The organism is Lysobacter firmicutimachus (assembly GCF_037027445.1).
Taxonomy (GTDB): Bacteria; Pseudomonadota; Gammaproteobacteria; order Xanthomonadales; family Xanthomonadaceae; genus Lysobacter; species Lysobacter firmicutimachus.
The window spans coordinates 955,647-968,788 of record NZ_JBANDL010000002.1; the positions used below are offsets into that span (position 1 = coordinate 955,647).

Below are 13,142 nucleotides of genomic sequence, written 5' to 3' on the forward strand. Positions count from 1 at the left end.
GAGGTCACGCCCATGACTTGAACCGATATCCCGCCAGGGAGGATTCCCCGTGTCCGTTACCGATTTCGGCCGGCAGCAGCCCCAGCAGAAGCTGGCCTGGGGCCATAAGGCGTACGAGGAGTACGTCGAGAAGTTTTTCTTCACCAAGATGCTGGGCCAAGGCTCCGAGGCCATCATCGAGCACATCACCGAACTGTCCAAGAATTCCAAGGGCGAGGTCGGTGCCTTCTTCCACCTGATTTCCCGCATCACCGGCGGCGGCGTCGTCGGCGACAACCAGCTCAAGGGCCGCGAGCGCACGCTCGACTCGCACTGGCAGCGCGTCAACTTCGACCAGTTGCGCAACGGCATCAAGAACAAGGGCCGCCTAGCTGACCAGAAGTCCGTCCTGCAATTTCGTCGTCCGACTCGCAAGGCGATGGCGCTGTGGCTGGCCGATACCTGGGAAGACCAGGCCATCCTCACGGCCTCGGGCATCAGCTACGCGTTCAACACGGATGGTAGTCCCCGCACCACGCCCGAGGGTCAAGACCCGTGGACGGAGCTGGAGTACGCCAACGATGTTCGTCCGCCGACCGCGAACCGGCATTTCCGCTGGGATGCGACCGAAGGGTTGGTCGCAGGCGATACCTCGGCTGTCGAAGCGGCCGATCTGCCCGTCTACGACATGCTGCCGGAGATCAAAGCGCGCGCCGCTACCAAGCGGATGACCCCGTTGCGGTTGGCGGGCAAGGACTACTTCATCGTCCTCGCGCACGAGAACACGATGGCGCGGTGGTACCGCAACCCGGACTTCCGCAGCGCCATCGTTAACGCGGACGTGCGCGGCGAGGCCAATAAGATCTTCACAGGCGCCATCGTGACGATGAACGGTCTCGTCATTCACCCCTACGCCCGCGTCTACAACACCCTCGGCGCCGCTGCGGGTTTGAAGTGGGGTGGCGGCAACGTCAACGGCTCGCGCACGCTGGTGCTCGGTGCGCAGGCGCTGGCGTTGGCCGACCTGGGCGTTCCGGGTTGGGAAGAGGAAGACGAGGACTACAAGAACCGCTACGGCGTGTCGATCAACAAGATGGGCGGCTGGTTGAAGCCGCAGTTCCCGTCGTCCTACGACGGCGGCAGCGTCGAGGACTTCGGCGTCATGGCGATCGATCACGCGATCTGATCCTTTCGTCGCCTGCAGGCGACTTTCTCCTTCTCCCAGGAATCTCTCATGAGCAAGCCCGATACCGTGGGCGTGCAGTACCTGCGCGTGCGCGTTTTCAACTACACCTTCGCTGACCTGCCTTCGGGCACGTTCGTACCGGCGCTCAAGCTGCCGATGGGTTCGATCCTCATCGCGGCATTCAATCTGGTCGAAAGCCCGTCCAACGCCGGTACGTCCGACGTACTCGACATCGGCACGGCGGCGGCCCCCGCGTCGTTTCTGGACAACAACGACTTCAAGATCGCAGCGAAGACCCAGTTCACGACCTTGGGCGGCCCGTTCGCCCAAGGGCTCGCCCTCGGGGTAACGCGAACGGCGGTCGGCACCTCCGCGACGGCCGGCCGCGGTTGCGTGGTCGTGCAGTACGTCGTGAAGGGTACTGCCGATGAAGTCTACGGCTAGCCCTCCGCTGCGCCTCGCGATTATTTCCTCTCTTACCTTTAAAGGAGAACTCCATGCAGTTTCGCCACCCCGATGGTGCGCGGCTGGCGCTGACGACCGGTCATGTGACGCATGTGGGGCCGGACTGGGCTCCGCTGCATCCGTTGTTTCATGCCGAAGCGCTTGCGCAGGGCTGCGAGTGCGATCAGCGCACGATCCGCACGCGGCAAGTTGTCGTGCCGCGCGCATCGGATTCGGCAGTCAAGGCGCTCGACGAGTCCGAGCTGATCCGCGGTGCGCTCATGACCCTGGCGCAGCGGCAGCACCCCGGCGATCTGACCGGCGATGGGATGCCCGACCTGAAAGTCGTCGCCAGCCTGTGCGGCTTCCGCGCCAAAAAGGAAACCGTCCACGCGATATGGCACGACCTCGTAGCCGCGAGTCTCGCCGACGACACGAACGATGACCCGTAAGCGTTTGCGATCGCCGGAGCCCGAGCGATGAATCTGGCCGCGCTGATCGCGATGGCGCGCGAGCGTCTGGACGACGAGATCGAGCCCTATTTGGTCGGTGACGCCTCGTTGGCCGGTTGGGCGACGGAAGGCGAGCGGGAGGCGTGTCTGCGGGCACGCCTTTTGTTTGACGACGAGCCCGGTGAAGTGACAACCGTGCCGCTCGCGTTGGGACAAGGCGTGTACCGCCTCGACCCGCGCGCACTGTTCGTTGTCTCAGCCAACATTCTTTGGTCGGGCGAGACACGCCTTCACGCCCTCGAACTGAAGGGGCTGGATTGGATTCGCGACCAATCGCGGCGCGTGAGTAGCTTCGGAATGCCAGAGGTACTGGCCGATGATGGGCGTGCTCGGGTGCATGTGTGGCCCCGTCCGGTGCGGCCGGGTCGGCTGCAATTGGCGCTGTACCGCGCACCGATGCGTGCGTTGCTCGATCCTGCGGACGAGCCCGAGATCGCCCCCGAGTATCACGATGGGCTGATCGACTGGATGTTGTATCGCGCCTTCCAGATCAAGGACCGCGAAATCGAAGATGTATCGCGCGCAGCTCTCGCTTTGCGGGACTTTACGTTGCGCTTTGGCGAGCGGCCCACGGCCGATGTGCTGCGCCGGCATCGCGAACGTCGTCGCACTACTACGCGGTACGGCGGTTACTGATCGTGAGCGTTCGCGACGACGAACTGGCCCCTCGGGCCGGTTGGCCGCTGGGTATGAACAACCTTGCGGGTGAGACCGCGTTGCCGGTGACCGACTCCGGGGCGCCGGCCGCAGTGCGCGAGGCCGACAACGTGGATTTCGATGTGGCCGGCAAGCCGCACCGCCGCGATGGCTACACCTTGGCGGTGCCCGGCACACGCGTCCATAGCGCGTGGGGCGACGCCACGTGGCCGTGGGGCTTGTTCGTGAGCGGTGACACGTTGACCGCGTTGCACCCAGACGAACGCTCCGAGCCTCTTGTCGACGGACTTGCGCCCGGTTGGCCAGTGGCCTTTGAGCGGCTCAACGACTCGGTGTTGTGGAGCAACGGCGTTCAGTGCGGTGTGCTTGGCCTGGACTTGGAGGCAATGCCGTGGGCGTGCCCCACGCCGGAGCGCGCCCCACGCATCGAGATAGAGGCCGATGGTGCCCTGGATGCGGGGCATTACCAACTCGCGATGACGTTTCTGGACGCGCGCGGTCGTGAGTCCGGTGCATCGAACCCGATTGCGTTTGAGATGCCGGCGAACAGCCGGCTGCGGCTTTCGCAGTTGCCGCAGCCGTTGGATGTCCTGCGCGTGCCTCGTGTTCGCGTGTACCTGAGTTCGGGACTAGATGGCGTCTTCCGTGTCGCGGCGACGCTACCCGTGGGCGTTACGGACCTGACGTTGACTGAGCCAGCCTCGGGCCGTGCGTTGGAGACATTGAACCTGCGCCCGCTGCCGGCAGGGCAGGGTGTGTGCGTCCACAACGGTCGCCAGTTTGTCGCGCGTGGGGCGGAGGTCTGGTTCTCGCCGCCGCTGCGGTACGGGCTTACTCACCCTGGTCGAGATCGCGTGGGCTTCGCTGGGCGCGTGGATTTGCTCGCGCCGGTCGCCGATGGCAGCGACGGTGCGGGATTGTTCGTCGCCGACGCCAAACGCACGTATTTCCTGGCCGGACCTTCGCCGGCCGAATGGCGCCAAGTCATCGCCTATCCCGTAGGCGCTATTCCGGGCGCTTTGATTCGATTGCCGGGCGAGGTGTGGAACCTGCCGACCAAAGCTCCGTTGCCCGTCTGGATCGCCCGCAATGGCCGCGTCTGCGTCGGATTGCCCGGCGGCCAGGTCATCACGCCGCAACCGCGCGAGGGCTCGCCCGACGCCGTTCTCGATGCCGCTTCGCGCGGCGCGCTGCTTTACCGCGAACACGGCGGAAAGCAACAGCTCATCACCACCCTGCGCGACGCGCAGCCCCAGTCCCTTGCGGTACGGGACCGAGCCATCGCGCGGGTCTACCGACACGACGACCCATGAAGCTGCTGATCCCACCCGAGACCGTGCAGGCCCGTCTGGCGCTTTGCCGCGCCTGCCCGCACTTCCAGGCGCAGTCCACGCCGCTCCCTGGCGGCGGCACCTTGCCGACCGCCAGTTGCGCGCGCTGCGGCTGTTTTCTCCACGTCAAAGCCCGGCTATTCGGACAGCGTTGCCCCGAAGGCAAGTGGTGAAGGAACCTCATGACTCAAGATATTTGGCGCACTCACGCCGACGAGATTGCGCGCGAGTTGCGCAGCCACCGCTACGAGCGAAGCGACGAAGGCCTGCTGTTGACGCGCATGGGCGTGTTCCTGGGCGGCGCCATGAAGGTGCGCGACCATCGCGACGGCCATCAGCAGTGCATAGCGATCGACGCCAACACGTTGCTCGATGAGGGGCTGAACCATTTGCTCAATGTGGGGTTCCCACCTACCGGCGGCTATCCGCAGATCACGCAGTGGTATCTGGCTCCGTTTAAGGGCAACTACACCCCCGACCCGACCCTCACGGCTGCGCAGTTTCCGGTGGCGGCGGACGAGTTCACCGCGTATACGGCCACCACGCGACCGGCGTGGGTCATCCCGCGATTGGCGAGCGCGAAAAGCACCGGCAATACCGGCAACGAGGCCTTGCTGGTTCTGGCGGCGGGTGGTCCCTACAACTTGTACGGGTGCCTGATCGTCTCGTCGTCGGCGAAGGGATCGACCACCGGCACAGGCATGGCGGCGGTGCGGTTCGATCATCCCCGTTTGAACATGGCCGGTGGCGACAAGCTCGGCATCGAGTACGTGCTGACCGCTACCGACGCGGGCTGACCGTGCCGGGTGCCCGCCACACCGACTGGACGCACGTCCATGTGGTCGGCGACCGCAGGCAGGCGGCGGGATACGTTCCGTTCGCGCGCAAGGTGCTCGGCGCGGTGGTCGCGGATGCGGCGCACCTGGGACTGCGCACGCACCAAATGACCCGGCATCTGCCCGATGGCGCGGTGGTGATCGGCGAGCTACGTGGCGGCATTCCGCGCATGACCATCGTGCCGCCGCCGCTGATCCAACGTCCCGTCGATCTGCCGCGCGGAAAAGACGACTTCGTAGTGTGGGCGCGCGACACCGCGCACCCGCAGGGGTTGGATGCCCGGTTCCCGCAGCAGATCCTGCGCCCGCGCTGGACGACCTACTTCCACGAGGCGGCGACCACGGGGTACGCCGAGTTCGCCGGCAAGAAAGGCACGTACCGCGCGCTGTTCCCGGATGGTGTGCGCTATGCCGCGAACGTGGACTGGCGTAGCCAGGACGACGAGCGCATTCAATGGTACGGCCCGTCCACCCGCTACTTCGTCGACGGCTATCGTCGACCGTTGGCGCAATACGGCCGTTGGGTGTTCGGCCTGGGCCAAGTTCTGTTGGACGTGGATCGCTACTGCGAGGCCAGCGAGGTCGAATTCCCGGAGCGAACGGTGATGGGCGCGGCCTTCGATGGTCGCTGGCTGATGGTGATCATGGCCGCCTTGTCCGAGGTGAGCTGGCCGCCTGCGCCACCGCTGGCCGAGCAGCACCCGGACGGCTGGGCCAGCCCGTCGTACTTCATGGGTGAGGTGCCGTTGGCGCTTCGCCGCTTTGAGATGGTCATCGATCCATCAGTGCCTGGGCCGATGAAGCGTCGCGTGGTCGCGCGTTCCCACGAAACACTGTGGGAAGGCGTTGAGGCGCGCGCCACGGTGCCCTGGCATTTTGATGCAACTGGTCGGGTCGCAGTCGCGCACGTGCCGCCGAGTTCGGCGCAGACCGTGCAGCAAGGCGAGGTGTGGTCGCGCCCCTCCGAGGCGCATACGCGGCTGGAGTTGAACGTGACGGCCACGGGCACTGTGCGATTCACGCGCGCGGCGGTCAGTTTGGCCGCTGGCGACGGGGCCGCGGCGACCCTGGCCGAGGACGGCGCGGCCGTGTTGCAGGTCGTGCGCCGTGGGCGGGGGTTCGCCTACCGACTGGACGGCGCTGAAACCGCCGCATGGGAGCTGGGCCTGGTGACGGACCCCACACCAGGCCGGATCGATTGGTGTCGCCGGCAAGTGCTGTGCGCGGATCTGCGCGAAGGCGCGTTGTTGTTGCTGGAGTCGCGGCAAACCTTCGCGGGCGGTCCGTCGCCGGCATTGCGCTTCATTCACCGCGTCGTGCTGTGGCAGCGGGGCGGCGAGACCGTCATTGCACACACGCCGATTGAACGCACCGCATTTACGATGGTTCCGACCTACACCGCCGTGCTGGCGCGGTTGTCGGAAGCGCCGGTTGCGCCGTTGGCATTGGTACATCTGCACGCGTTCGGGCCGTCAAATCTCGGGTTGACCACGAACTTCGGCATGTCGCTGCTTGCGGCGCATCTGACGACGCCCTTCCGAAAAGCCGACACGTTCGGTCAGACACGTATCGCCAACTCGGCGGGCGCATGGCTGGCCATTCGCGACACGTCAGTGAGCGCCAGCAACTCGGCTGCGAATCAACAGATTGACTTTGCCGGCCACACCACGATGCCGGGCTTCGCCAGCGTCGATGGCGTCACGGTGTGTTCGTACAACACCAACATCTACCTCAACGGCGCGGAAGTGATCGCGAACCACGCGACTGGCACGCCACTGAGCGCTTTGACCGGCATTGGCGGTGACCAAGCCCGCTACCACCCCGTGTGGTTGCTGGGAAAGCCCACGCCCGTCTAGTCCACCCCCCCCCCCCCGACCTCTCCGGACCTTTCCATGCTTCTGCTAACGCCAGCGTTGGCCAACTTGCTGTTGGCGCAAATCAAAACCCAGCTCGACGGGGGACGATTGATCCTCTTTGCCGGGGCGGTGCCGCGCAGCGCTGCCGAAGCGCTCGATCTGGTGAATGTGCATACGGAGCTAGTGCGAATCGGCCTCAATGGTTCCGGGAGCGGGCTGACGTTTGACGCACCGATCAATGGCGTCTTGAGCAAAGCGCCCACCGAGGTTTGGCGCGGTACAACCGTATTTGAAGGCGCCGAAGCCACGCAGACCACGCTGACGCCCACCTTCTACCGTTTCTGCACTGCCGGCGACGACGGCCGCGCGCTCGCGGACGCGCTCATCGGCGTGCGCCTGCAAGGCGCAGTGGGCGGCCCCAGCAGCGGGGCCGAGTTGCGCCTGGGCATTGCAACCCTGACGGCCGGCAACGAGCAGCCGGTCGGCGACTTCGGTTGGCGCTTGCCGCAGGCGGCAGGCGGCTAAGCGTGGGCGCGCTGACCAAAACGGCAACGGTCACGGTGACGCGAGGCACGCCAGCGTATCCCGCCGCCCCGGCGATTGGGTTTCATCTGTATGCGACGCCTTCACCGCGTTCGACGGCCTTTCGGCAGAAAGGCGATTTTCCGAATCGACCTGAGCATTTCCGTCAATGGAGCCAACTGGATGCCTCGCCGCCTGATGGCTGGTACGGGCCGATCCGCCACATGACGTTCGTGCGCTTTCCCGGTGTACGTGTGATCGGCAATGGGTATCCCGAGCCCGGTCACGATGGTCCGATTTGGGGTGTGTTTGACGTCCCCACAACGACGGGCGTTCATCGGGAGACGCGGAATTACTACCGCGAAGGCCCGCGTGGCCTGTGGATTCCACGCGACGGCACGTACACCGATCCGCCGGGATGCCAAACCGGAGGGCCGTGCCGCGTCGTCATGCTGTCGGGTTTTCCTGGCCGCGAAGCGGTCCCGGGCGTTCCCGAAGTTGTAACGGTAGACACGCACGACGGCTGGAATGCCGGTGCGAACAGCGTGGACCGTCTCGATGGGGATCTACGCACCGTGTTTCAGGTCGATATCGCAGCAGCCGGTGCCGTGGGGTTCGCTTTGGAGCGTCCGGACGTCGGTCGCTTTGATTTATTGTCGCATGCGTTCTATTTCGATACCGATCCCTTTGACGGGACACGTCGCGTGGCGTGCATGGAGTTCGGACGATGGATGACACCACCGTCCGCCTATACGCGCGACGACGAATTTGAGCTGCGGCGTGTAAAAGGGCTGGTGGCTTTCTCGATCAATGGCACAGGCATTTATGACTCGCCGAACCTATCGACCGGGCCGGTCAACGTCGGGGCTGCGCTGTACTGCGCGGAGGACCGGGTGCTTTGAGCACCATCTTGTTCGAGACGTTGGCGCCGCCGGCTTCACCGGACCCGGCGATTGGCGATAGCACGTTGACGCTGGGCGGCTTCGGATTCGCGCGTGGGTTTGGCGCGGGTGCGCTGGGTGACGGTGAGTTGTGGCTGCAAGCGGCGAATGGAGGCGTAGCGCCGCCCGCCGTCGCCTTCTGCATCGGTGACGGCGCGGTGCAACTGGCGGCTACGTACAGCTTTGGTCGGGGGGTGATGCCGCCCGCGCAAGGCGATGCGGTCGTGGCGGCCGACGGCCGCGGCTCGGCCGCCAGCCAAGTCGGCGACGGCGCGGTGGTGCTAGCCGGATTTGGTAGCGAGTTGCGCCAACCGCCCACCACGGGCGCCGACACCGTACGCTTGAATGCGGGCGTCGAGGCCCACACCCGGCTGTCGTCGATCCAAACCGCGTTGTTGCACGTCAATCTCGCCCTGGCGGCAGCGCCGCGCGCGCGCTGGAGCGGCACTCGGCACCTTCGGGCGCAGGCGAGATTGGGCGATGCGCTGGGCCTCATCCTGCGCGAACTGCTGGTCACGACCGTCGCGCTTGGAGAACACCACCATATATCCGCGATTGCGGTTGAGCAGATGGTCGATGCGCTGCTGCTGGGCGACGCGGTGGAATCCGAGTTGGAAGCACGTGCGCTGATCGCGGAAGCCATGGCCTTGGGTGCGACGCTCGATCCGCTTCGGATCGGCACGTTGGTCAGCGGGTTGATCGTGGGCGGCAGCGTGGCCGAGACCTTGACCGCGACGGTGCGTTGGCTGGACGAGCTGCGCCTGCAGGCGGTACTACGCCCCAGCGTGCTGCGCCTGGTCGTCTTGACCGACCGCGTGAAACTCGCTGCGGCGGTGAGTGAGCGCGCAGAAGTTCAAGTAGTGCTGCGCGACCACCTGGGCGCGATGGTTCGTTTTCACCTGGACTCAGGTGAGTACGTCGCCTGGGTCATGAATACACAAAGCAAGGCGATTTCCCGGTACACGAACTATCCCTTCAACAGCTTCCTGCCCTTGGCGGGCAACGTATACGGGGCGACGGATACCGGCTTGTATCGATTGGGCGGCGACACCGATGCCGGCGAGCCCATCCATGCACGCATCCGTCAGGGCATGTCGGCCTTCGGGTCGCAATTGAAGAAGGCGTTTCCGAGCATGTACCTAGGCTACACCGCCAGCGGCGACCTGCGCCTGAGTGTGGTGGCCGCCGACCCGCGAACCGGGCAGCGAATCGCGCACACCTATCGACTTCGTGCGCGCGCGGCCGACAGCGTGCGCGAGGGGCGGGTCAAGGTCGGGGCCGGTTTGCAATCGGTGTACTTCGACTACGTGATCGAGAACATCGACGGTGCCGACTTCGGTCTGGACGTGATCGAGTTCCTGCCGCTGCGGGTGGATCGCCGCGTGCGCGGTAACAGCAGTGGGAGACGTTGATGACGACCTCAACCAACGGCGGCGTGGCTGGCGAGCCCGTTTGTTTCTGGACGGACTTGCGGGGCTGCACGCAGGAGTGCGAGACCCCGTTGCCGCCGAGCGACTGGACGGCCTCGGGCACTAACGGCCATGTCTTCTTTGTCTCGCCGAACACGATCGGCAACCCGGTACGGATACCGGCCGGAAGTGAAGAGCCGCCCCCAGGTTTCCGGCAGTTGGTGGGCTTTGGGCATACCTTGCAAACGGAAGTAAGCGACGGGTTCTACGGGGCTTACGATGCCAATCCCGAGCAGTACACAGGGGGCGTCGAGAACATCCGGATCGTTCGGATGGCGCTGTTGGACGGCGCCATTCTTGAGACGACGCCGATGCCGGGCGTCTTTCCTGTTGAGCTAGTGAGCCAAGAATCCAACGCGAACACGTACACGTTTCGTGCGAGCTTCAGCGGGACGCTACCGGCCTTTGATCCTGCCTATGCCTGGGGTGTGCTGGCGGACCTTGCGCTGACGAGCACCGACGTTGGTGCACTGCCGATCCGGGTGACGTTCGGCGGCACCTACACGTTCGACGTGCCGACCGTGTTCGTTGTGAATACGGGGGCGTTGGCGTTCCCGCTTGGGCCGCTGGAAAGCGGCGGCATCTCGTACTCGGCTTGGATCAACACCTTGCCGTGCAGTCCGCCCGATGCGGTGGTGAGTATCCGCGTCAATGATGGGCCGCCCTTGTCGCTGGGGTTCTTCCATGGGTGCCATTGACCCACTCGCTAGAGCAGGTCGTCCAAAATCGGCGGAAAATCCCAGAGCCAAGTGATTCGCTTCCAGCCTGGGACCGAAGGGGGCGGCATAACACTCAACTCAGGGCGCCCATGCGGACGCCATTCGTTGTGGTAGCGGACCTCGCCAGTAGACTCATTCTCGAAAAAGGTTTGATAGAACCCGATATCGCGTGGGTGGAACTTTGGGTAAAGCATTGCTGCCGCAAGGGCTCGGTTTGTGTAGTGCTTCTGACTGTTCATAGTTGATTTCTCCGTAATTGGCGTCCACCAAAAAATTTGTGGCGCCTACAATCATTTATCGTCGGAGAAATGCCGAGAGCGGAAATGGTCAAAGTCAGCGGCAGTGGGGGTATCTCACCGTCCGCATTCCGCTCGACGGATGGCGACATTTATCCGTTTCTGATTGGAACTGCCGCAGACCGGGCAGGTCCGCCGCGGCCCGGGCGCTATCCACTTGTTGCCACTCCGACACGCAGCCCAAGCGTGGACGTGTCTGACGACGCTGATCACGCAGCGTGCGAGGTAGATCAGGGCGCGAAGGGTGGACGCGTCGTCTAGAAGATTTTCGATATTCATGGAGGTTGATGGCCTTTGGACGCTCCGTCGAGATGACGGGGCTCGCGTCATTACCTCAAAACGCCGGCTGCTTTCCCTCTTGCGCTTTTTCCGCGGGCTTCTAGCCGCTTGAGGTCGACAAGAACATGCCGATCCCGCGTATGCCTTAGCCATTCGTCTATTGGCTGAGCTGAAGCTGTCGGCGGTCAGCCTCGCCGCGACGGTTCATCCATCGGAACACTCCCTTGACTGATTTCTGCCCGGTCCTCTCGGCGGACCCGGCCGTGCTGTACGTCAGCGACGGCCACAAAACGTTCATGAATCTGGCAACGCGGACTTACGAACTCGCCATCCAACAAAGCGGACAACTCGCCGGGTTTACGGCCCTACCGACCACGTTCACGGTCAACTTCGACTACAACGCTGGTCAAATCCCCTTCCAGCGTCCGCTTCCGCCTCGTGTCGATGCTGCGGATTTCGAGCTGCGCACGCCGCCCGAGCCCGCGCGACCGCCGGTCTTTGAACCGCGAACGCCGGATTTGACCGAACTGCCCGACGAGTCCTTTCCTGCGCCCAGCCTTTCCTACGGGCCGAAGCCGAGCCATCCGAACCTCGTTGCGCCGACACCGCCCCGCCACCCTGGCGCCTTAGTGGTCCCGGAAACCCCTGGCTACGTCATGCCGGCGCTGCCGAGCTTCATCGAGCTGCGGCTGCCGGACGTGCCCGAGATACGCCTACCGCACTTCGATAGCGATCGGCCGGTTTTTGTGGAGCCGCCGTTCAACGAGGCCTGGGCGTTCTCGCCCCAGGCTTACGTCTCGGCATTGCTGGACAAGCTGCGCGGCAAGGTCGGCGCCTGGTTGGACGGCGAGGCCGCATTGCCTCTGGCCATAGAGCGCGCGCTGTTCGAACGCGGCCGTGGCCGCATTGAGCTGGAGACAGCGGCCAGCGTCGAGCAAGCCTATGAAGACTTCGCCGCGCGCGGGTTTACCCAGCCGCCGGGCATGTTGATCGCCCGCATCGATGCCACCCGCCAAGCCGGTCAAAGTCGCCTCGCCGAGTACAGCCGCGAAGTCGCGATCAAGCAGTACGAGGAATCCCTCGCCAACATGCGACTTGCCGTGCAGCAAGGCATCGCCCTGGAAGGCGTGGCGATCAACTTGCACACCGAGGAGCAACGCTTGGCTCTGCAGGCGGCGCAGTTCCTGCGCGACAGCGCCATCGCGGTGCTCAACGCCCGGATCAGTGCCTTCAATGCACGCCTGCAGGCGTACCAGACAGAGGCCCAGGTCTTCGCCGAGCGTATCCGTGCGGAGTTGGCGAAGGTCGAGGTGTTCCGCGCACAGATCGAAGGCGAACGCGCGCGCGGCGAAATCAACGAACAACGTGTGCGCCTCTACGCTGAGCAGATACGAGCGCTCAACGGCATGGCCGATCTGTACCGCGCCCGGGTCGAGGGCGTCAAAGCCCAGGCCGATGTGGAGCGATCGATCATCGAATCGTTCAAGGCCGAAGTCGATGCCTATGGCGCGCGATGGGATGCCTTCGGCAAGGAGTGGGATGGCTACCGCGCGAGCGTCGAAGCCGAGAACAGCAAGGTCACGGTCCATCGCAATTTGATCGAGGCGTTCTCCACCAAGGTCCAGGCGGTCAACGCCGGCAACGGTGCGCGGCTGGATCGTGAGCGACTGCGCATTGCACAGCACGGCCAGCAGATCGCGGTGTTCCAGTCTGATCTGGAGCGCATTCGCGCCTTACTCGCCGCCGAGCAGGCCCGTCTCGGCGCGGTGGCGCAACGCACGGATGCGCAGGCACGCATCTACAGCGCCCAAGGCAGCGTGGAGCAGTCGGCCAGTGCGGCGGCCGATCGCACCTTCCAACTCGGCCTGGAGCGCGAGAACGCGCGGGTCAACACGCAGCTTAAAGCCGCCGAGATCCGCGTGCAGGAGAACATCCAGCTCACCAGCTTGCTGCTGGAGGTTCGCAAGATGCTGGCGCAGGTCATGGGCCAGCTCGCCGCGTCGAGCGCGTCGGCCGTCAACTACAGCGCTGCGGTGAGTAGTTCCCGCAGCGAGGCCAAGTCGTGCAGCACCGACTTCAACTTTCAGGGCGAAATCGCCGATTCGAGTGTTTGAT

13 protein-coding genes are annotated in these 13,142 nt (G+C 64.7%); all 13 read left to right on the forward strand.

Annotated elements, in window-relative coordinates; all coding sequences use genetic code 11:
* Positions 1 to 49 precede the first annotated feature (49 nt).
* The gene (locus V2J18_RS04065) at positions 50 to 1,165 is read left to right on the forward strand and encodes a phage capsid family protein (RefSeq protein ID WP_336131078.1); all 1,116 of its coding nucleotides are present in this window, start codon (positions 50 to 52) and stop codon (positions 1,163 to 1,165) included.
* A gap of 48 nt (positions 1,166 to 1,213) precedes the next feature.
* The gene (locus tag V2J18_RS04070; protein ID WP_336131079.1) at positions 1,214 to 1,609 is read left to right on the forward strand and encodes a hypothetical protein; all 396 of its coding nucleotides are present in this window, start codon (positions 1,214 to 1,216) and stop codon (positions 1,607 to 1,609) included.
* A gap of 53 nt (positions 1,610 to 1,662) precedes the next feature.
* The gene (locus tag V2J18_RS04075) at positions 1,663 to 2,061 is read left to right on the forward strand and encodes a hypothetical protein (RefSeq protein ID WP_336131080.1); all 399 of its coding nucleotides are present in this window, start codon (positions 1,663 to 1,665) and stop codon (positions 2,059 to 2,061) included.
* A gap of 27 nt (positions 2,062 to 2,088) precedes the next feature.
* The gene (locus V2J18_RS04080) at positions 2,089 to 2,757 is read left to right on the forward strand and encodes a phage adaptor protein (protein WP_336131082.1); all 669 of its coding nucleotides are present in this window, start codon (positions 2,089 to 2,091) and stop codon (positions 2,755 to 2,757) included.
* Between the two features lie 2 nt (positions 2,758 to 2,759).
* Positions 2,760 to 4,091, forward strand: a complete 1,332-nt coding sequence (locus V2J18_RS04085) for a hypothetical protein (protein ID WP_336131083.1) — start codon at positions 2,760 to 2,762, stop codon at positions 4,089 to 4,091.
* Positions 4,088 to 4,282 carry a hypothetical protein gene (locus V2J18_RS04090; protein WP_336131084.1) on the forward strand — a complete coding sequence of 65 codons (195 nt, stop codon included), beginning with the start codon at positions 4,088 to 4,090 and terminating at the stop codon, positions 4,280 to 4,282. Before V2J18_RS04085 ends, V2J18_RS04090 begins: the two co-directional genes overlap by 4 nt.
* Positions 4,283 to 4,291: 9 nt before the next feature.
* Positions 4,292 to 4,906 carry a hypothetical protein gene (locus V2J18_RS04095; RefSeq protein ID WP_336131085.1) on the forward strand — a complete coding sequence of 205 codons (615 nt, stop codon included), beginning with the start codon at positions 4,292 to 4,294 and terminating at the stop codon, positions 4,904 to 4,906.
* A gap of 2 nt (positions 4,907 to 4,908) precedes the next feature.
* Positions 4,909 to 6,801: a hypothetical protein gene (locus V2J18_RS04100; RefSeq protein WP_336131087.1), complete on the forward strand. Its 1,893-nt coding sequence runs from the start codon at positions 4,909 to 4,911 to the stop codon at positions 6,799 to 6,801.
* A 36-nt stretch (positions 6,802 to 6,837) separates the two neighbouring features.
* A complete protein-coding gene (locus tag V2J18_RS04105; protein ID WP_336131088.1) occupies positions 6,838 to 7,326 on the forward strand; it encodes a hypothetical protein in 489 nt (162 codons plus the stop codon).
* 2 nt (positions 7,327 to 7,328) lie between these two features.
* Positions 7,329 to 8,225 carry a hypothetical protein gene (locus tag V2J18_RS04110; protein WP_336131089.1) on the forward strand — a complete coding sequence of 299 codons (897 nt, stop codon included), beginning with the start codon at positions 7,329 to 7,331 and terminating at the stop codon, positions 8,223 to 8,225.
* Positions 8,222 to 9,676 (forward strand): hypothetical protein, encoded by a 1,455-nt coding sequence (locus V2J18_RS04115; protein WP_336131090.1) that lies wholly within the window; start codon positions 8,222 to 8,224, stop codon positions 9,674 to 9,676. Before V2J18_RS04110 ends, V2J18_RS04115 begins: the two co-directional genes overlap by 4 nt.
* Positions 9,676 to 10,431: a hypothetical protein gene (locus V2J18_RS04120; protein ID WP_336131091.1), complete on the forward strand. Its 756-nt coding sequence runs from the start codon at positions 9,676 to 9,678 to the stop codon at positions 10,429 to 10,431. Before V2J18_RS04115 ends, V2J18_RS04120 begins: the two co-directional genes overlap by 1 nt.
* An 820-nt stretch (positions 10,432 to 11,251) precedes the next feature.
* The gene (locus V2J18_RS04125; RefSeq protein WP_336131092.1) at positions 11,252 to 13,141 is read left to right on the forward strand and encodes a hypothetical protein; all 1,890 of its coding nucleotides are present in this window, start codon (positions 11,252 to 11,254) and stop codon (positions 13,139 to 13,141) included.
* The last annotated feature ends 1 nt before the right edge of the window (position 13,142 follow it).

Coding starts and splice junctions, on each gene's coding strand:
- V2J18_RS04070 (WP_336131079.1), top strand. CDS start 1,214: ATGAGCAAGCCCGATACCGTGGGCGTGCAGTACCTGCGCGTGCGCGTT.
- V2J18_RS04075 (WP_336131080.1), top strand. CDS start 1,663: ATGCAGTTTCGCCACCCCGATGGTGCGCGGCTGGCGCTGACGACCGGT.
- V2J18_RS04080 (WP_336131082.1), top strand. CDS start 2,089: ATGAATCTGGCCGCGCTGATCGCGATGGCGCGCGAGCGTCTGGACGAC.
- V2J18_RS04090 (WP_336131084.1), top strand. CDS start 4,088: ATGAAGCTGCTGATCCCACCCGAGACCGTGCAGGCCCGTCTGGCGCTT.
- V2J18_RS04095 (WP_336131085.1), top strand. CDS start 4,292: ATGACTCAAGATATTTGGCGCACTCACGCCGACGAGATTGCGCGCGAG.
- V2J18_RS04105 (WP_336131088.1), top strand. CDS start 6,838: ATGCTTCTGCTAACGCCAGCGTTGGCCAACTTGCTGTTGGCGCAAATC.
- V2J18_RS04120 (WP_336131091.1), top strand. CDS start 9,676: ATGACGACCTCAACCAACGGCGGCGTGGCTGGCGAGCCCGTTTGTTTC.